Annotated in this window: 18 protein-coding genes; 14 read left to right on the plus strand and 4 right to left on the minus strand. The window is 68.4% G+C overall.

The window, feature by feature from the left end; all coding sequences use genetic code 11:
- Positions 1 to 6 precede the first annotated feature (6 nt).
- Genes NM203_RS26300 through lfrA form a run of 3 tightly spaced genes read left to right on the plus strand, consistent with a single transcriptional unit; the run spans position 7 to position 3104 of the window.
- The gene (locus NM203_RS26300; protein ID WP_255063537.1) at positions 7 to 903 is read left to right on the plus strand and encodes an RDD family protein; all 897 of its coding nucleotides are present in this window, start codon (positions 7 to 9) and stop codon (positions 901 to 903) included.
- A gap of 48 nt (positions 904 to 951) precedes the next feature.
- Positions 952 to 1518 carry a TetR/AcrR family transcriptional regulator gene (locus tag NM203_RS26305; RefSeq protein WP_255063538.1) on the plus strand — a complete coding sequence of 189 codons (567 nt, stop codon included), beginning with the start codon at positions 952 to 954 and terminating at the stop codon, positions 1516 to 1518.
- Between the two features lie 32 nt (positions 1519 to 1550).
- The gene (lfrA, locus tag NM203_RS26310) at positions 1551 to 3104 is read left to right on the plus strand and encodes an efflux MFS transporter LfrA (RefSeq protein ID WP_255063539.1); all 1554 of its coding nucleotides are present in this window, start codon (positions 1551 to 1553) and stop codon (positions 3102 to 3104) included.
- Here lfrA and NM203_RS26315 read toward each other — a convergent pair.
- Positions 3061 to 3555, minus strand: coding sequence for an anthrone oxygenase family protein (locus tag NM203_RS26315; protein ID WP_255063540.1), 495 nt, complete (start codon positions 3553 to 3555; stop codon positions 3061 to 3063). The two genes, lfrA and NM203_RS26315, sit on opposite strands and share 44 nt — an antisense overlap.
- 82 nt (positions 3556 to 3637) lie before the next feature.
- Here NM203_RS26315 and NM203_RS26320 point away from each other — a divergent pair, with 82 nt between their 5' ends.
- Entirely contained in the window at positions 3638 to 4570 is a 933-nt protein-coding gene (locus NM203_RS26320; protein WP_255063541.1) for an AraC family transcriptional regulator, read from the plus strand.
- Here the strand turns inward: NM203_RS26320 and NM203_RS26325 are convergent.
- Positions 4549 to 5697 (minus strand): cation:proton antiporter, encoded by a 1149-nt coding sequence (locus NM203_RS26325; RefSeq protein WP_255063606.1) that lies wholly within the window; start codon positions 5695 to 5697, stop codon positions 4549 to 4551. The genes NM203_RS26320 and NM203_RS26325 overlap by 22 nt on opposite strands.
- Positions 5698 to 5780: 83 nt before the next feature.
- A complete protein-coding gene (locus tag NM203_RS26330; protein WP_255063542.1) occupies positions 5781 to 7115 on the minus strand; it encodes a carotenoid oxygenase family protein in 1335 nt (444 codons plus the stop codon).
- Positions 7116 to 7232: 117 nt separating this feature from the next.
- On the opposite strand from NM203_RS26330, the gene NM203_RS26335 reads away from it, so the two are divergent.
- From NM203_RS26335 to NM203_RS26355, 5 genes are all read left to right on the plus strand, one after another.
- On the plus strand, positions 7233 to 7931 hold the full coding sequence (locus NM203_RS26335) for a GntR family transcriptional regulator (RefSeq protein ID WP_255063543.1): 699 nt from the start codon (positions 7233 to 7235) through the stop codon (positions 7929 to 7931).
- A gap of 144 nt (positions 7932 to 8075) precedes the next feature.
- On the plus strand, positions 8076 to 9632 hold the full coding sequence (locus NM203_RS26340) for an NCS1 family nucleobase:cation symporter-1 (RefSeq protein ID WP_255063544.1): 1557 nt from the start codon (positions 8076 to 8078) through the stop codon (positions 9630 to 9632).
- A gap of 61 nt (positions 9633 to 9693) precedes the next feature.
- Positions 9694 to 10221 carry a PadR family transcriptional regulator gene (locus tag NM203_RS26345; RefSeq protein WP_255063545.1) on the plus strand — a complete coding sequence of 176 codons (528 nt, stop codon included), beginning with the start codon at positions 9694 to 9696 and terminating at the stop codon, positions 10219 to 10221.
- Positions 10222 to 10350: 129 nt separating this feature from the next.
- Positions 10351 to 11058, plus strand: coding sequence for a PadR family transcriptional regulator (locus tag NM203_RS26350; protein WP_255063546.1), 708 nt, complete (start codon positions 10351 to 10353; stop codon positions 11056 to 11058).
- A gap of 48 nt (positions 11059 to 11106) precedes the next feature.
- Positions 11107 to 11964 carry an oxidoreductase gene (locus tag NM203_RS26355; protein WP_255063547.1) on the plus strand — a complete coding sequence of 286 codons (858 nt, stop codon included), beginning with the start codon at positions 11107 to 11109 and terminating at the stop codon, positions 11962 to 11964.
- A 4-nt stretch (positions 11965 to 11968) separates the two neighbouring features.
- Here NM203_RS26355 and glpK read toward each other — a convergent pair whose 3' ends face one another.
- Entirely contained in the window at positions 11969 to 13486 is a 1518-nt protein-coding gene (glpK, locus tag NM203_RS26360; RefSeq protein ID WP_255063548.1) for a glycerol kinase GlpK, read from the minus strand.
- 118 nt (positions 13487 to 13604) lie between these two features.
- Here glpK and NM203_RS26365 point away from each other — a divergent pair, with 118 nt between their 5' ends.
- The 5 genes from NM203_RS26365 (at position 13605) to mftM (ending at position 18604) form a co-directional block, all read left to right on the plus strand.
- The gene (locus NM203_RS26365; protein WP_255063549.1) at positions 13605 to 14003 is read left to right on the plus strand and encodes a hypothetical protein; all 399 of its coding nucleotides are present in this window, start codon (positions 13605 to 13607) and stop codon (positions 14001 to 14003) included.
- 61 nt (positions 14004 to 14064) lie between these two features.
- Complete coding sequence (locus NM203_RS26370) at positions 14065 to 14784, plus strand: methyltransferase domain-containing protein (RefSeq protein ID WP_408633420.1); 720 nt, start codon at positions 14065 to 14067, stop codon at positions 14782 to 14784.
- Positions 14785 to 14842: 58 nt separating this feature from the next.
- Positions 14843 to 16162 (plus strand): MFS transporter, encoded by a 1320-nt coding sequence (locus tag NM203_RS26375; protein WP_408633416.1) that lies wholly within the window; start codon positions 14843 to 14845, stop codon positions 16160 to 16162.
- Positions 16163 to 16202: 40 nt separating this feature from the next.
- A complete protein-coding gene (locus NM203_RS26380) occupies positions 16203 to 17681 on the plus strand; it encodes a glutamate-cysteine ligase family protein (protein ID WP_255063550.1) in 1479 nt (492 codons plus the stop codon).
- A gap of 98 nt (positions 17682 to 17779) precedes the next feature.
- Positions 17780 to 18604 (plus strand): mycofactocin oligosaccharide methyltransferase MftM, encoded by an 825-nt coding sequence (gene mftM, locus NM203_RS26385; RefSeq protein ID WP_255063551.1) that lies wholly within the window; start codon positions 17780 to 17782, stop codon positions 18602 to 18604.
- Positions 18605 to 18619: the final 15 nt, after the last annotated feature.

Raw genomic sequence — 18619 nt, forward strand, 5'->3', positions numbered from 1 at the left:
GGAGATATGACGGTCCAACCGGAACCGATGGTGACCGGCGACGCCGTGGTCCTCGACATCCAGATCGCACAGCTGCCCGTACGCGCGGTGGCGGCGGTCATCGACGTCACCGTCATGTTCGTCATCTACGTGCTCGGCTTCATCCTGTGGGCGATCATGGTGTCCGACGTCGATGAGGCGCTCGCGGCAGCAACTCTGATCATCTTCACGGTGCTGGCGTTCGTCGCCTACCCGGTGATCTTCGAGGTCACGACGCGCGGCCGGTCCCTCGGCAAGATGGCGCTCGGACTGCGGGTCGTCTCGGACGACGGCGGTCCGGAACGCTTCCGGCAGGCTCTGTTTCGCGCGCTCGCCTCGGTGATCGAGATCTGGCTGTTCGCCGGGGGCCCGGCGGTCATCTGCAGCCTGGTGTCCCAGAAGGGCAAACGCATCGGTGACGTGTTCGCCGGAACCATCGTGATCAGCGAGCGCGCGCCGAAGATCGGTCCGCCTCCGCCGATGCCGCCGCAGCTGGCCTGGTGGGCTTCGTCGCTGCAGCTGTCCGGTCTCGGTGCCGAGCAGGCCGAGCGGGCGCGCCAGTTCCTCGGCCGCGCTTCCCAATTGGAGCCGGTGTTCCGCGACCGGATGGCGCGACAGATCTACGCCGACGTGGTCGCGCGGATCTCACCGCCGCCCCCGCCCGACGCGCCGGTGCCGCTGGTGCTCGCCGCGGTCGTCGCCGAACGGCACCGCAGGGAACTCGCCAGGCGTGCGGTGCCCACCGCGTTCACGACTCCGCAGCCGCCGACGTACCCGCCTCCCGGCTATCAACCGCCGCCCTCGATGGCGCCGCCCTATCCGCCGCAGGCGCCTCCACCAGCGCCACCCGCGGCGTCGTCGGGAGGGTTCGCCCCGCCGGAGTAATGGGACACCAATGTCCCACTTTGAATCAGCTGTGCTACATTGGCGAGCATGAGCGCTCCACAGTCGTCCGATGGCGGCGCGCGTTCGCGGACCCGAAAGGCGATCCTCGACGCGGCCATGTCCGTGCTCGCCGACAACCCGACGGCGTCACTGGCCGACATCGCCGCCGCGGCAGAGGTCGGACGCAGCACCCTGCACCGCTACTTCGCGGAGCGCACCGAGCTGCTGCGCGCCCTGGCCCTGCACGTCCACGAGTTGAGCAATGCCGCCATCGAGCGCGCCGAACCGGACTGCGGACCCCCGATCGAGGCGCTGCGCCGCGTGGTCGACAGCCAGCTCGACCTCGGGCCGATCGTCCCGTTCGTCTACGCCGACCCGTCGAACTACGCGGATAAGGAACTGGCCGCGATCCTCGACTCGGGTGACGAGGTGATCGTCGACGTCCTCAACCGCGTCGCCATCGAGGGTTCGGCGGGACCGCCCGGTTGGCCGCGCACGGTGTTCTGGGCGCTGCTGAACGCCGGAGCAGGCACCGTGAAACAGGGCACGCCGCGCGTGCAGGTGGTCGACGCCATCATGGTCAGTCTGACCAAGGGCACCATCAAGCCCGAATAAAGCTTTCCCCCAAGATATTTCAGGAGTACATCATGTCCACCCGGTGCGACGTCGAGCCGACCGCGAGTACACCGCGGCGCGCCTGGTACGCGCTGATCGTGCTGCTTCTACCGGTCCTGCTGGTCGCCGTCGACAACACGATCCTCGCGTTCGCGCTGCCGAACATCGCCCAGGATCTCCGTCCGTCCGCGCCGACCCAGCTGTGGATCGTCGACGTCTACGCGCTGGTGCTGGCCTCACTGCTGGTCGCGATGGGCAGCCTCGGCGACCGGATCGGCCGCCGCAAGCTGCTGATGATCGGCGCCGCGGGCTTCGCGGTCGTATCCATCGTCGCCGCCTTCGCACCGAGCGCCGGGTACCTCGTCCTGGCCCGCGCGGTCCTGGGCTTCTTCGGCGCCATGCTCATGCCGTCGACCCTGTCGCTGATCCGCAACATCTTCGCCGACGCGTCGGCACGCCGGCTGGCCATCGCCATCTGGGCGTCGTTCTTCACCGCGGGCTCGGCCCTCGGCCCGATCGTCGGCGGTGCGCTGCTCGAGCACTTCCACTGGGGCGCGGTGTTCCTGGTCGCCGTACCCATCCTGTTGCCGCTCCTGGTGTTCGCGCCTCGGCTGGTGCCGGAGTCGCGGGACCCGAATCCCGGCCCGCTCGACCCGGTGAGCGTGCTGCTGTCGTTGACGACGATGCTGCCGCTGGTCTGGGCCGTCAAGACCGGTGCCCACGACGGCCTGTCGTGGTACGTCGGCGCCGCGCTCGCGATCAGCGTCGCTTCCGCGGTCGTCTTCGTCCGACGCCAGAACCGCAGCGCCACACCGATGCTCGACATCGAACTGTTCGGCTACGCCCCCTTCGCGTCGTCGATCATGGCGAACTTCCTCTCGATCGTCGGCCTGATCGGCTTCATCTTCTTCGTGTCGCAGCACCTGCAACTCGTCCTCGGCCTCACCCCGCTGGAGGCGGGCCTGGTGACGCTGCCGGGCGCGCTGTTGTCGATGATCGCGGGTATCGGCGTGGTGCGGTTGATGCGATGGTTCGCGCCGCACCAGGTGGTGATCGTCGGCCTCATCCTGGTGTCCGCGGGTTTCTTCATGATCCTGGCGTTCCGCCACGATCTCACCGTCGCCGCGATCATCGCGTCGTTCATCGTGCTGGAGATCGGCGTCGGCGCGTCCCAAACGATCACCAACGACACCATCGTCGCGTCGGTCCCACCGGAGAAGGCCGGTGCCGCATCGGCGGTGTCGGAGACGGCCTACGAACTCGGTGCGGTCGTCGGCACCGCCACCCTGGGCACGATCTTCACCGCGTTCTACCGGACGAACGTCGACGTGCCGCAGGGGTTGACGGCCGGGCAGACCGCCGATGCCGGCGAGAGCATCGGCGGCGCGGTCGCGGTGGCGCGTGATCTCCCCGCCGACACCGCGACGCGCCTGCTCGATTCGGCGCACACGGCGTTCGACTCCGGCATCGCGCCGACGTCGATCATCGCGGGAACGCTGACGCTCGTCGCCGCCGGTGTGGTGGCCTACGCGTTTCGCGGCGTCAGCCGCGTTGGAGCCCGACGACCATCAGCACCGAACCGATGACGGGCGCCACCGTCCTGACGTGATTCCACGCGGTCCAGGGCACCAGGTACGCCCGCCACCGGGCGAGCGCCTCGGCGGCCGACAGCCCCGCCGGGTCCACCGCGTCGAGTGCGTTGTTGAGCGGGACGTTGACCGCCATCGTGACGACGAACGCGACCAGGCCGAGCACCGCCCCCGCGAGCACGAAACCCGCACCGGGCTGCGAGAGTCGACGTGCCGCAGCGAGTCCGACGCCGAGCGCCAACAGCGTCGAGCCCACGAAGAGCGTGAGGAACGGCGCGTTGCCCTGGGCTTCGGCGTTGAGGCCGCGCATCGCGGTGATCGCCTCGGCGGGGCGAGTGCGGTCGAGGCCGGCCATCACGAACGTCGAGAACGCGTAGAAGACGCCGCCGGCGACCCCGGTCGTCACGGCCGCCGCCGTGGTGGCGATGAGAAACGGGCTTGTCGTCATGGGGACGAGCATTCCGCGGGTGACTGAGACGATCCATCGTTCATCGTCGCGAATTCATACGCGTGCGTCTAGTGTCGTGCGGGTGGACGCACTGGGTGGCCTGCTCGACGGGGTCCGGGCGCGCGGCGCCTTCGTGCTGCGGATGTCGCTGGATCCGCCGTGGTCCATGCGGATTCAGGACGATGCGCCGCTCACGCTGATCTGCGTCACCCACGGGCGAGCGGTCATCGTGACGACATCCGGCGCGGTTCACCGACTCGGCCCCGGCGACGTGGCCCTGGCCCGCGGCACCGAGCACTACCTGTTCGCCGACGCCCCCGATACCGAACCCCAGGTGGTGATCCATCCGGGCAACCGGTGCACGACCCTGCACGGCGACGACCTGCGCTTCGAGATGTCGGTCGGCGTCCGGACCTGGGGCAACACCGCAGCCGGGGCGGACCGATCGATCATCTGCACCTACGAGGGCAGCAGCGCGGTCAGCGCCCGACTGCTCGATGCCCTGCCCGCCGTGCTGATGCTGGGCGGAGATCAGTGGCACACGCCGTTGGTGGACCTGCTGGCCGCCGAGGCGGGTCACGACGGCCCCGGCCAGGCCGCCTTCCTGGATCGACTCCTCGACCTGGTGCTGATGGACGTGCTGCGGACGTGGTTCAACCGCGACGAGAACGCGCCTACCTGGTGGCACGCCGAACGGGATCCCGTCGTCGGCCCAGCCCTCCGGCTGATCTACAACAACCCCGAGCACCCCTGGACGGTCGCTAATCTGGCTGCCGCCGTGGGCAACTCACGTGCCGGCTTCGCGCGACGGTTCACCGAGCAGATCGGCGACTCCCCCATCGCGTTCCTGACGAGTTGGCGGCTGGCACTCGCGGCCGACATGCTTCGGTCCGGCGAATCGACCATCGCGGCCATCGCGCACCGAGTCGGCTACAGCACCCCGTTCGCGTTGAGCAGCGCCTTCAAACGCGCGTACGGCGTGAGCCCGACCGCCTACCGCGCCTCAACCGGTTGACGGCGTTTCGCGACCTCGCCTGCGATCGAGGTGGCGCCGATGGTCACCAGCGCTCCGAGGATCAGCGCCGCCGGTTCTCCGGGACCGAGTAGGCCCTCCTCGGCGCCGAGTGTGGCCGCTGCGACCGGCACGCCGAGCTGCGCGGCGGCCATCACGGAGTACGGAAGTTGTTGTCCCACCGCCCTGCCGATGCCGTGCGCGACGACGGCACCGACTCCCAGCGCGACGCCGAGGCCGATGAACTGCGGATGATCGATGAGCTCGCGCACCTGCAGTGTGGCTCCGAGCCAGACGAAGAACAGCGGGCCGAAGAACCCCTCGGTGATCCCGAGCAGTTGGCGGGCAAGACGTTTCGGCTCTCCGATCGCATTGACGACGAGACCGAGCGCGAACCCGGCGAGCATGATCGAGACGTGCATGCTCAGCGCCAGCGCCGACAACGCGAACAGCAGGATCAGGCTGATCCGCAGCTCGAGGGCGAGTTGATGGCGCTTGGAGTACCCGCGGACGCGCTTACGGGTGCCGTTGCGCTCGAAGTGCCTGAGCACGACGTAGAGCACGGCCGCGCAGACCAGGACCGCGAGCGCCCCGAGCGCGGCCTGCGGCGCACGGGACGGGTTGATCGCCAGCGGCAGCAGCACGATGCACGCCGCGTCGGCGACGGCGATCTGCGCCTTCACCGAGAGCACCTGCGGCCCGTCGATACCGAGCGCGTCGATGATCGGCAGGGCGACCGCAGCCGAGGACGACGCCATCAGCACCGCGTACAGCGCGGCGTGGTCGGTGTCGAACGCCTCCGCGATCAGCACCCCGAGGACCGCGGCGACGGCTCCCACCAGCACCGCTCGCAGGACGGCCTTCCAGATCCCCGCCCGCAGGGTGGGATCGCGCACCGGCACGTGGGTGCCGACGACGAACATCACCAGGGCGAAGCCGATGTTGGCGAGCAGGGCGAAGGTCGGATTCGTGGTGTCCACGATGTCGAAACCCGTTCGCCCGACCAGCATTCCGGCAGCCAACTCGCCGATGATGACCGGAATGGCGAGCCGCGGCACCGCGGTCAGCAGCGGGCCCACCATGCCGATCACGACCAGCAGGGCCAGCGTGTGGAACCCGAAATCGGACATGGTCAGGGCGCGGGTTCCCCACACCACGAGACGGCCACCCGGTCACGATAAACCGGATGGCCGCCAGGCGACCGAGACTCGCGCTAGGCGCTGATCCAGTTGCCGTGGAAGCCGTAGGGCACCCGCTGCGGCAGCGCGATCCTGGCGATCGGGTCGCCGGCGAAGTCGGACGCGTCGAGGATGACCAGATCGCTGCCGTCGCGAGCCGGGTCGTACACGTAGCCGAGGTAGTAGCCGCTGGACTCGCTGGGCGCTCCGGCGGCGGGCACGAACACGGCTTCGCCGGGTCCACCCCTGCCGAGGTCGTGGGCGACGGCCGAGCCGTCGGTGAGGTCGTGTCGGATCCAGCCGTTGCGACCGACGGACACCGAGTAGCGCGCGGGCAGGCCGGCCAGCCGGTCGTCGATGCGCGGGAACTCGACCCCGCGGTCGTCGAGCTGGCTCTCGCTCACGGTGCCCCTGGCGAGGTCGATCGTCCACGTCCACAGCACGCCGTCGGCGTCGAATCCGCCGTTCTCGCGCCACAACTCGGGATAGCGGACCGCCTGCACGACGAGCCCACTGGCGGTGTCGTGAGCGTTGGCGACGTGGAACACGTAGCACGGGTCGATCTCGAACCAGCGCACGTCGCCGAAGGGATCGTCGCGGCGCATCACGCCGAGCCGAGCGCCGTAGTCGTCGTCCCAGCGGAACGGCATGCCGCCGCTCGCGGCCGCTTCGGCGTTGAACACGATCGGCAGGTCCATGAAGACGATGTGCTCGGCGGTCATCGCGAAGTCGTGCATCATCGTCAGCGCTTTGACCTCAAGGGGCCGATTGATCACCAGGTCCCCGTTGGCGTCCGCACGGTGATACGTCACGTGCGGCTCGAAGAGGTTCCCGTAACCGAAGAAGTGCATCTCGCCGGTCGTCGGGCAGATCTTGGGGTGCGCGGTCATCGAGTCGACGAGCTTGCCGCCGAAGTCGTAGCAGCCGATGGTGTCGAGGTCGTTGGTGACCTCGTAGGGCAGTGACGACTCGACCAGCGCCAGCGTCTTCCCCGCGTGATTGACGATGTGGGTGTTGGCGACCGAGGCGCGTAGGTTGCGCGTGCCGTCCTCGTTGTAGAGCGGGAACGGCTCGATGAAGCTGTCGGTGCGGACCCAGCGGTTGCGGTACCACTTCGCCGCACCGCCCTCGACGCGGACGCCGTGGATCATGCCGTCACCGGTGAACCAGTGCCCGCCCGCCGTGCGCGGGTTGGGGCCGTTGCGCAGATACCACCCGTCGAGATCGGCCGGGATGGCGCCTTCAACTGCCAGGTCGAACTCGGTGAGTTCGTCGGCCACCGGCGCGTAGTTGCCGACCTCGAAGATGTGGCCGTCGTTCGGCAGGCCGGCGTCGGTGGTGTCGGTGGGCAGGTTCGCGGTGTCGGTCATGGGTCCTCCTGGAGGCGGGGTTCGACTGCGTCCAGCCTCACATTCCAATCGCGACATGTCAATAGTGGAACGTGGGGAGATCGGCGCGCTCGGCGCTGACGTAGCAGGATCACCTGTATGCCCGGTCGCCGTCACTCCGCGATGCCGGCCCGTCTGGCCGCCGCGGGCGCGAAGGGCGCGATCGTCGACCAACTGCGCAGGGTGATCCTCGACGGCGGCGCGCTGCCGGGCTCGCCGATACCGGTCAACGAGGTCGCCGAGGTGCTGGGCGTCAGCCCCATCCCCGTCCGGGAGAGCCTCAAGACACTGACGGCGGAGGGTCTGGTCACCCACCATCCGAATGTCGGTTACACGGTCGCCCGGCTGACCGCGTCGGAACTGTCGGAGCTGTACCTGGTGCGCGCGACGCTCGAGTCGGCGGCACTGGCCGCCGCAGTCACGAACGCCACCGAACCGGAACGGGCATCGGTCGCCACCGCCCATCGCATGCTGGAACGCGCTGTCGCGGAGGATGATCCGCAGGCGTACCACCGCCAGAGCAGGCACTTCCACATCGGCATGGCACGGCCGTCGGGTATGCACCGGCTGGTGCACATGCTCGAATCCGCCTGGAACATCACCGAACCGGTGCAGGCGATGGTGCACGTCGGCCACGCCGACCGGGTCTCGTTGCACGCCGACCACGGAGAGATGCTCGAAGCGTTCCTCGACCGCGACGCCGAGGCGCTGCTGGCGGTCAGCGGGCAGCACCACCGCAGGCTCAACGACGTCGTCGCCACCCTGCCGCCGGACACGGGCCTGATCACGCGCGACTGACGGGGCGGTCTGCCCCGTCCGAGTTAACCAATGAGTCGGGCGTGTTTCGTACGTGCGCGAAATATATTTCCGGCGCAACGGTTGCGAAACAACGCGGCGCTACTTTCCCCCCATCGCTTTGCCCGATGGACGGAGAGCAGCACCATGACAGACACCCGCGACCTACCTCCCAGCGCGATCGTCGGCGCCGGCGACGTCGTCGAGGCGGCCGGCCACCCCGTCGGCGGCGGATTGATCAAGGAGCACTACGACCCGCGGCTGACCAACGAGGACCTCGCGCCACTGGCCAAGCAGTCCTGGTCGACCTACAACATCTTCGCCTTCTGGATGTCCGACGTGCACAGCGTCGGCGGTTACGTCACCGCGGGCAGCCTGTTCGCACTGGGCCTGGCCAGCTGGCAGGTGCTGATCGCCCTGCTGGTCGGCATCGTCATCGTCTACTACCTCTGCAACCTCGTCGCCAAGCCCAGCCAGCAGGCGGGCGTGCCCTATCCGGTGGTGTGCCGCAGCTCGTTCGGGGTCCTGGGCGCGAACATCCCGGCAATCATCCGCGGCCTGATCGCCGTGGCGTGGTACGGAATTCAGACCTACCTGGCCTCCGCCGCCCTCGACGTGGTGCTGCTGAAGCTGTTCCCCGGCCTGATGCCGTACGCGGACGTCGAGCAGTACGGGTTCACCGGACTGTCCCTGCTCGGCTGGTGCAGCTTCACCGTGCTGTGGTTCCTGCAGGCGGCGGTGTTCTGGCGCGGCATGGAGTCGATCCGCAAGTTCATCGACTTCTGCGGGCCGGCCGTCTACGTCGTGATGTTCATCCTGTGCGGCTACCTGCTCTGGAAGTCGGGCTGGCAGGTCAGCCTCTCGCTGGGCGGCGAGCGGCAGGGCAACGCCTTCGTCGTCATGCTCGGCGCCATCGCCCTGGTGGTGTCGTACTTCTCCGGCCCCATGCTGAACTTCGGCGACTTCGCGCGCTACGGCAAGAGCTACCAGGCCGTGAAGAAGGGCAACTTCCTGGGACTTCCCGTCAACTTCCTGGTGTTCTCACTGCTCGTCGTGATCACCGCCGCCGCAACGGTTCCCGTGTTCGGGGAACTCATCACCGACCCGGTCACCACCGTGGCGCGGATCGACAGCGTGACGGCGATCGTGCTCGGCGCGTTGACGTTCACCATCGCCACGATCGGCATCAACATCGTCGCGAACTTCATCTCGCCCGCGTTCGACTTCTCGAACGTGAGCCCGCAGAAGATCAGCTGGCGGATGGGCGGCATGATCGCCGCCGTCGGCTCGGTGCTGCTCACCCCGTGGAACCTCTACGGCAATCCCGAGGTCATCCACTACACGCTCGAGACGCTCGGCGCGTTCATCGGTCCCCTGTTCGGCGTGCTGATCGCCGACTTCTACCTGATTCGCAAGCAGAAGATCGTCGTCGACGACCTGTTCACGATGTCCAAGACCGCCAACTACTGGTACTCGAAGGGCTACAACCCGAATGCCGTCATCGCGACGGTCGTCGGCGCCGTCCTGGCCATGCTGCCCGTGTTGCTCGGCGGCATCGTGGTGGGGATGACCGGCGCGGCGCAGTACAGCTGGTTCATCGGCTGCGGTGTCGCGTTGGCGCTCTACTACGTGCTCGCGCTGTACAGCCCGTGGAAGATGACGGCGCTGAAGGTGGCCGACGGCGCGACGGTCATCAGCAACTGATTCGACACACCGCGACGACCCGACATTCCACAATTGGAATGTCGGGTCGTACGCTTTCCGGGTGAGTCTTCGCTACGCCACTCTCGGCCTGCTCGCCCAGTACTCGGGCAGCGGATACGACCTGCTCAAGCGCTTCGAACTGTCGATGGCCAACGTGTGGTCGGCCACCCAGAGCCAGCTGTACGGCGAACTGAACAAGCTCGCCGACGCCGGCCTCATCGAGGTATCCGACATCGGGCCGCGGGGCCGCAAGGAGTACCGGATCACCGAGGCCGGACGCGCGGAGCTCGTCCGGTGGATCACCGACACCGGCGACGATCCGCCCATGCGCAGGCCGGACCTGGTGCGCGTGTTCCTGCTCGGCGAACTATCCCACGCCGACGCCCGCAGGTATGCGGCCGGATTCGCGGCGCACGCCGCGTCGGAGCTCAAAAGGCTTGAACAGCTTCGAGATTCGGTGTCCTGGGGAGACTCCGACGCCGACTTCTACGGCCGAGCCGCCCTGGAGTTCGGGCTGCGTGACGCGGCCATGGAGGAACAGTGGGCGCGGTGGCTGGTGCAGGCGATTGACGAGAGGGCGGCCGGGTAGCCGGAATAGATCGTCCGGCGGGCAGGAGCGCAGCGACGTGGGAATGCAGCGTTGCATCGCGATAGTTTCCGATATATCGTTAACGTATCGGAAGCGCAGTTCGTGCTTCCCGTCGAAAGGAAACACCCCATGAACACCCCATTCACCCCCCAAGACGGCCCGTTCGGCGGCCACCAGAACCTCGGCTTCGGCTTCGGCTTCAGCCCCGAGGACCGGCGTGCCGTCCACGAACGCCGCAGGCAGGCGCGTCGCGACTTCCGCGACCACGTCCGTGAGCACCGCGGCGACGGCTTCGGGCCCGGCTTCGGTGGTTTCGGCCCCGGCCGCGGCTTCGGCGGTCCCGGTTTCGGCTTCGGTCCCGGCGGCGGCCCCCGTGGCGGCCGGCGCGGCGGAGGACGCGGCAGGCGCGGCGACGTGCGTGCCGCGATCCTGAAGCTGCTGGTAGAGCGCCCCATGCACGGTTACGAGATGATCCAGGAGATCGCCGAGCGCAGCCAGGACCTGTGGAAGCCGAGCCCCGGCTCGGTCTACCCGACCCTGCAACTGCTGGTCGACGAGGACCTGATCGTGGGCACCGAGAGCGACGGCAGCAAGAAGCTGTTCGAACTCACCGACGCCGGTCGCGCCGCGGCCGACAAGATCGAGACCGCCCCGTGGGACGAGATCACCGAGGGCGCCGATCCCGGTGCCGTCAACCTGCGCAGCGCCGTCGGGCAGCTGATGGGCGCCGTCCGGCAGTCCGCCTTCGCGGGCACCGCCGACCAGCAGCAGCGCATCGTCGACATCGTCAACAACGCACGCAAGGAGATCTACTCGATCCTCGGCGAATCCGAGTAATTCCAGCGGCGAGGAATAGGCCCGGCGGGAAGGAGGTAGTCATTCAACATGGCGAACACCTTCCCGCTGGGCCCATTCACCGTTCACCGCGTCGGCTACGGCGCCATGCAGTTGCCGGGGCCGGGCGTTTTCGGCCCGCCGCGTGACCACGACCAGGCGATCGCCGTGCTGCGGCGCGCCGTCGAACTCGGCGTCGACCACATCGACACCGCGCAGTTCTACGGGCCGAACGTGGCCAACGAACTGATCCGCGAGGCGCTGCACCCATATCCGGAGAACCTGGCGCTGGTCAGCAAGGTCGGCGCGCGGCGCAACGAGAAGGGCGAGTGGACGGCGGCGCAGGAACCCGACGATCTGCGCGCGGACATCGAGCAGAACCTCGCCACCCTCGGCACGGACCGCCTGGCTGCGGTCAACCTCCGCATCCACAGCGGCGATCCCAGCAGCGTGGGTCCCGTCGACCGCGACCTGTTCGACCGCCAGTTGACCGCCATGATCGCCGCGCGCGACGAGGGATTGATCGCCGGCATCGGGCTGTCGAGCATCTCGGTCGAGCACCTGCGGATCGCGCTGGACCGCACCGAGATCGTCACGGTCCAGAACGCCTACAACCTGGTGAACCGCGAGTCGCAGGACGTCTTGGACCTCTGCGTCGAGCGCGGCATCTCCTTCGTGCCGTTCTTCCCGCTCGGGTCGGGCTTCTCCGCCGACAACCCGGTGCTGGGCAACGCCGCGGTCAAACAGGCCGCGGCCGATCTCGGGAAGACCCCGGCGCAGATCGCGCTCGCGTGGACGCTGGCGGCCGCCCCCAACGTGCTGCTGATCCCCGGCACGTCGTCGGTGGCGCACCTCGAGGAGAACCTCGACGTCGCCGACATCGAGCTGCCCGCCGACTTCACCCCCTAGGGGTCTAGTCGACGTCGACCCAGTCGAGGGTGCGCTGCACCGCCTTCTGCCACCCCGCGTAGCCGGCGTCCCGTTGCTCGGAGGACCACGCCGGGGTCCAGCGCTTGTCCTCCTGCCAATTGGCGCGCAGGTCATCGGGATTCGCCCAGAAGCCGACGGCAAGCCCGGCCGCGTAGGCCGCACCCAGCGCCGTCGTCTCGGCGACCACGGGCTTGACGACGTCGACACCCAGCACGTCCGCCTGGATCTGCATGCAGAGGTCGTTGGCGGTGATGCCGCCGTCGACCTTGAGCACCTCGAGGTGGACGCCGGAGTCGGCCTCCATGGCATCGACGACGTCGCGGCTCTGGTAGCAGATCGCCTCGAGCGTCGCCCGCGCCACGTGCGCGTTGGTGTTGAACCGGGACAGCCCGACGATCGCCCCGCGCGCGTCCGACCGCCAGTACGGCGCGAACAGCCCGGAGAACGCGGGCACGAAGTAGACGCCGCCGTTGTCCTCGACCTGGCGTGCCAGCGCCTCACTCTGCGCCGCGCCGCTGATGATGCCGAGCTGATCGCGCAGCCACTGCACCGCCGAACCGGTGACCGCGATCGAACCTTCAAGCGCGTAAACGGGTTTCGCGTCACCGAACTGGTAGCACACCGTCGTGAGCAGACCGTTCTGCGACCGCACGATCTTCTCGCCGGTGTTCATCAGCAGGAAATTGCCTGTGCCGTAGGTGTTCTTGGCCTCACCCGCAGCCAGGCACACCTGCCCGACCATCGCGGCCTGCTGGTCCCCGACGATGCCCGTTACCGCGACCTCGCCGCCGAGCGGCCCGTCGACGAGCGTCGTCCCGTACGGCTCCGGCGACGACGACGGCTTGATGTCCGGCAGCATCCGGCGCGGAATCCCGAAGAACGACAACAGTTCATCGTCCCAGTCGAGGGTCTCCAGATTCATCAGCATGGTGCGGCTGGCGTTGGTCACGTCGGTGACGTGGACCCCGCCGCGTGGTCCGCCGGTCAGGTTCCACAGCACCCAGGTGTCGGGGGTGCCGAACAGCGCGTCGCCCTTCTCGGCGGCCTCGCGAACCCCGTCGACGTTCTCGAGGATCCACTGCACCTTGCCTGCGGAGAAGTAGGTGGCGGGCGGCAGCCCGGCCTTCTGCCGGATGACGTCGCCGCGTCCGTCGCGGTCCAGCGCCGACGCGATGCGGTCGGTCCTGGTGTCCTGCCAGACGATCGCGTTGTAATACGGCCTGCCGGTGCGCCTGTTCCACACCAGGGCCGTCTCACGCTGATTGGTGATGCCGAGCGCGGCCAGGTCGTCCGATGCCAACCCCGTCGAGTTGAGTGCCGACATGAGCACCGACGCGGTGCGTTCCCAGATCTCGACGGGGTTGTGCTCGACCCAGCCCGCCTTGGGCAGGATCTGCTCGTGCTCGAGTTGGTGGCGTCCCACCTCGGCACCGTCGTGGTCGAAGATCATGCACCGCGTGCTGGTGGTGCCCTGGTCGATTGCTGCGACGAAGTCGGCCACAGTGTCCCTTCCCCGGTCGGTACGCTCCTGCCCTCCGGTTCGTCCATCATGGCCTACCCGACTCCGGCGATCGGCAGAACGTCACCTCGTCGGCCCGGCCACCGCTAGAGTCCGCAGGATGCCGTTCATCACCGCCCGTGCGATCCGCGGGGTCGCAGCCGTCGTCGCGATCTCCGCCGCCGTCCCGCTGGTGTTGAGCGCCGTCGCCTACGCCGAACCCGCTCCCGTTCCCGACCCCAACGGGCTGCCCGTCGCCCCCGTTGTCGACCCGCGCGCCGAGTGCGAGAACCCCGACTTCGGGGGCGTCTTCGTCACCGTCAGCGCCGAGCACTCCGAGTGTCAGTACATCGTCGAGGGCCAGTTCTACTACGACAATTACGACAACGGCGCGTACACCGGAACGCTCGTCTATCGGGACGGGGCCAGGGTGCCGACGGAACGGCCGGTGATGCCGGGGACGTTGACGATGCCGGGCGGCAGGCCGGCGCCGGTCATCGTGTTCCCCGGCCAGTTCTGACCCGGCATCCGCGACGTCCATGATGGATGACGTGGACACGCGCACAATCGACATCGCCACCATGCCGCGGGGTGGTCCGACGGCCTCGTGCCTGGATCGCGCGCTGCAGACCGACCGCCTCGAATACCTCGATCGCGACGACGTTGACGCCGCAACCAAGCGCAGCGTCATCCGCGCCCTCGAACGCACCGGCGAGTTGTTCGGCAACCACGAGAGATTCGCGCACATCGCGCTCGACGAAGTCGCAGACCTACCCGACCCGCGCATCGTCGAACTCGGCGCGGGCCACGGGGGCCTCTCGGCGAGGCTGCTCGAAGCCCATCCCACCGCGCGTTTGACGGTCACCGACGTCGAACCGGATTCCGTCGCCGCGATCGCGGCGGGCGAGCTGGGCGCGCATCCGCGGGTCACCGTCCGGGTTTTCGACGCGACGTCCATCGACGCTGCCGACGACGCCTTCGACCTCGCGGTGTTCGCGCTGGCCTTCCACCACCTGCCGCCCGCCGCAGCGGCGCGGGTGATCGCTGAGGGCACCAGGGTCGCGACCAAGCTGCTCATCATCGATCTGCCCCGACCGCCGGCCCCGCTGCATCTACTGCGGTTGGCGACGATGCTGCCGTTCGCGCCGTTCATCCCGTTCGTGCACGACGGCGTGATCAGCTCGCTGCGCACCTACAGCCCGTCGGCGCTGCGTGCCCTGGCCGCCCACGCCGGCGCCGACATCGAGCTGCGCGGCGGGCTGATGAGCCCTCAGGTCGCGGTGGCCACGCGCGCTCGATAGGAATCACGGCGCGCCAAACGGTGGTGTGGGCACGGGACTCCTGCGCCAATGGACCGTCGTGACCGTTGCCGACACGACATCAGACCGGACGCCCCCCGCACCCTCTGCGCCCAGCTCGCCGACAACCCTGCGTACCGCACTGCTCGCCAGTCTGGTCGGCACCACGATCGAGTGGTACGACTTCTTTCTCTACGCGACCGCCGCGAGCCTGGTGTTCAACACCGCCTTCTTCCCGGACCAGAGTTCGTTCGTGGGGACCATGCTGTCCTTCGCGACGTTCGCGGTCGGCTTCCTCGTCCGGCCGATCGGCGGGTTCGTCTTCGGCCACGTCGGTGATCGGATCGGCCGCAAGCGCACCCTCGCGCTGACGATGTTCTTGATGGGTGGCGCGACCGCGCTGATGGGCGTGCTGCCGACGTCGGCACAGATCGGCATCCTCGCGCCGATTCTCCTGCTGCTGCTGCGGATCGTGCAGGGCTTCGCACTGGGCGGCGAGTGGGCGGGGGCGGTGCTGCTGGCCGTCGAGCACAGCCCGCAGCATCGGCGCGGGCTTGCGGGCAGCATCCCGCAGGTCGGGCTGGCGCTCGGGTTGGCATTGGGCACGGGCGTGTTCGCCCTCCTGCAGGTCGCCCTGCCGGATGACGCCTTCTACTCCTACGGCTGGCGCATCGCGTTCCTCATCAGCATCGTGCTGGTGATCTTCGGTGTCGTGGTGCGCCTGAAGGCCGCCGAGACACCCGAGTTCGAGAAGGTGCGCACCGACGACGACCGCGCGGGAGTCCCCGTCAAGGAGGTGTTCCGGCCGCCGGTGCTCAAGACCACGGTGCTGGGCATGCTGTCGCGGTGGGGTGAGGGTGCCGCGTTCAACACGTGGGGCGTCTTCGCGATCGCGTACGCCACCGGCACGCTGCATCTGGCGCGGATCCCGGTGCTCGTCGCAGTGACGGTTGCGGCGCTGCTGATGGCGGTGCTGCTGCCGGTGTCGGGCCTGCTCGCCGACCGCTTCAGTCCCAAGGTCGTGTACGGCACCGGTATCGCGGCGTACGCCATCCTGGTGTTCCCGGTGTTCGCGCTGTTCGGAACCGGTGACATCGTCTGGTTCACGGTCGGGATCGTGCTGGTGTTCGGCGTCGTCCACGCCTGGTTCTACGGTGCGCAGGGCACGCTGTACGCGTCGCTCTACCCCGCGCGGATCCGCTACACCGGGCTGTCGACGGTCTATCAGCTATCGGGTGTCTACGCATCGGGTCTCACCCCGCTGATCCTGACGGCGTTGATCGCGGCGGGCGGCGGGACGCCGTGGCTGGCCTGCGCCTACCTCGTCGCCACCGCGGCGATCGCCGTGCTCGCGACGTCCCGATTGACGCCGCTCGCCTAACTCCCGACGTTCGCGGACGCGGGTCACTACGCTCTGGTGCGTGGGCGATGACGTAGGGCAGACGGCCTTCACCAGGGCTCACCGCCAGGAGTACCGGCGCAAGGTCGCGCTGTCCCTCGACGTGTTCGAGACGATGCTGTCCCAGTCGAGCTTCGAGTTCGACAAGCCCATGACGGGCATGGAGATCGAGTGCAATCTCGTCGACGCCGATTACCAGCCTGCGATGACGAACGCGGACGTGCTCGCCTCGATCGCCGACCCGGCGTATCAGACCGAATTGGGCGCCTACAACATCGAATTCAACGTGCCGCCCCGACCGCTGCCCGGCCGGTCCGGATTCGAACTGGAGGCGGAGGTCCGCGCCAGTCTCAACGCCGCCGAGTCCAAGGCCAACCTGGACGGCTCGCACATCGTGATGGTGGGCATTCTGCCGACGCTCATGCCCGAGCACCTGTCGGGCGACTGGATGAGCGAGGTCAGGCGCTACCAGGCGCTCAACGACTCGATCTTCACCGCACGCGGCGAGGACATCGTCATCGACATCGACGGGCCGGAGCGCCTGACCCTGCAGTCGGCGACCATCGCCCCCGAATCCGCTTGCACCAGCATGCAATTGCACCTCCAGGTGTCACCGGCGGATTTCGCGCAGTACTGGAACGCCGCGCAGGTGCTCGCGGGACCGCAGCTGGCACTCGGCGCGAACTCCCCGTACTTCTTCGGTCACCAGCTGTGGGCGGAGACCCGCATCGAACTGTTCGCTCAGGCCACCGACACCCGGCCCGACGAGCTGAAGACGCAGGGCGTGCGACCGCGAGTGTGGTTCGGGGAACGATGGATAACGTCGATATTCGACCTGTTCGAGGAGAACGTCCGCTACTTCCCGTCGCTCCTACCCGAACTGTCCGACGAGGATCCCGTCGCCGAACTGGCCGCCGGGCGCACCCCGAGACTGTCCGAACTGCGGTTGCACAACGGCACCATCTACCGGTGGAACCGCCCGGTCTACGACGTGGTCGACGGTCGCCCGCACCTTCGCGTCGAGAACCGCGTACTGCCCGCAGGCCCCACCGTCGTGGACATGCTGGCGAACTCGGCCTTCTACTACGGCCTGCTGCGGGCACTGTCCGACGAGGACCGCCCGGTGTGGACTCAGCTGAGTTTCGCTGCGGCGGAGCACAATTTCGTCACCGCCGCCCGGCACGGCATGGATGCGCAGCTGTACTGGCCCGGTCACGGCCACGTCACGCCCGACGAACTGGTGCTGCGTCGGCTGCTGCCGATGGCCCACGAGGGGCTGCGCAAATGGGGCGTCGCCGCCGAGGTGCGCGACCGCTTCCTGGGCGTCATCGAGGGCCGAGCCATGACCCGCCGCAACGGGTCGACGTGGCAGGTGGCCACGGTGCGCGCACTGCAGGAGTCGGGGCTGGCCCGGCCGCAGGCGCTCGCCGAGATGCTGCGGCTGTACTGCGAACGCATGCACAGCAACGAGCCGGTGCACGTGTGGGACGAACCGGCGTAACACTCACCGAACGGGCAGTCATCCACCCACCCGGACGGCCCCGAACAGCGCCCGATCGGAGCGCGCGCTGGCGGGTCCCGACGCCATAGCGTCAACCCATGCTCGACCAGCTGTCCGTCCGAGTGCGTCGTCGCTCGGGTCCCCATGTCGCTCATGCGATGTGGAACACGTTGTGCACGAATCGATTCTGCACTTCGCGCAGTGGCGGCGTGCTCGAGGTGGCGCACGACCTGAGCCCAGACGAGCTCTCCGACGATCTCGCCGAGCTACTGGCCGTGGAACTCGACGACACCGGGGTGCTGCGCGGTCAACCGGAGTTCGAAGCGGTGTTCGCCGGTGTCGTCGAATCCACCATGGCCGATCGCGACGAGGCGTGGCACCGGTTCTATCTCAACTCGGTGCGCCGCCTCGAACACGAGGATGCGGCGTTCGCCCCCGTGCACGAACACGCCGCCTCGCTCGTCGTCGGATCCGAGATCGTCGACCTGGGTTCGTGTTTCGGATTCTTCCCGCTGCGCCTGTCGGCGGCGGGACATCGCGTCACCGCCACCGATCTCAGCGGTCCGACGATGGACCTGCTCGAGCGGATGAGCGCCCGCCTGCACCGACCGGTGCACACCATCGGCTGCAACGCCACCGACGTACCGCTGCCGGACGGTGCCGCCGACACGGTGACGGTGCTGCATCTGATCGAGCACCTCGACGCCGGCACCGCGGGCGCGGTTCTCCGGGAGGCCGTCCGGCTGGCTCGCAGGCGGGTCGTCGTCGCCGTGCCGTTCGAGGACATCCCGCGGGCCTGCTACGGGCACGTCCAGCGGTTCGACGTCGACGCCCTACGGGTGATCGCCGACGCGTGGCGCAGCGTCGGCGTGCGCGCCGGAGTGCACGAATTCCACGGCGGCTGGCTGATTCTCGACCGCTAGCGTCCTTCCGCGAAC

Source organism: Mycolicibacterium arenosum, assembly GCF_024320865.1.
Taxonomy (GTDB): domain Bacteria; phylum Actinomycetota; class Actinomycetes; order Mycobacteriales; family Mycobacteriaceae; genus Mycobacterium; species Mycobacterium arenosum.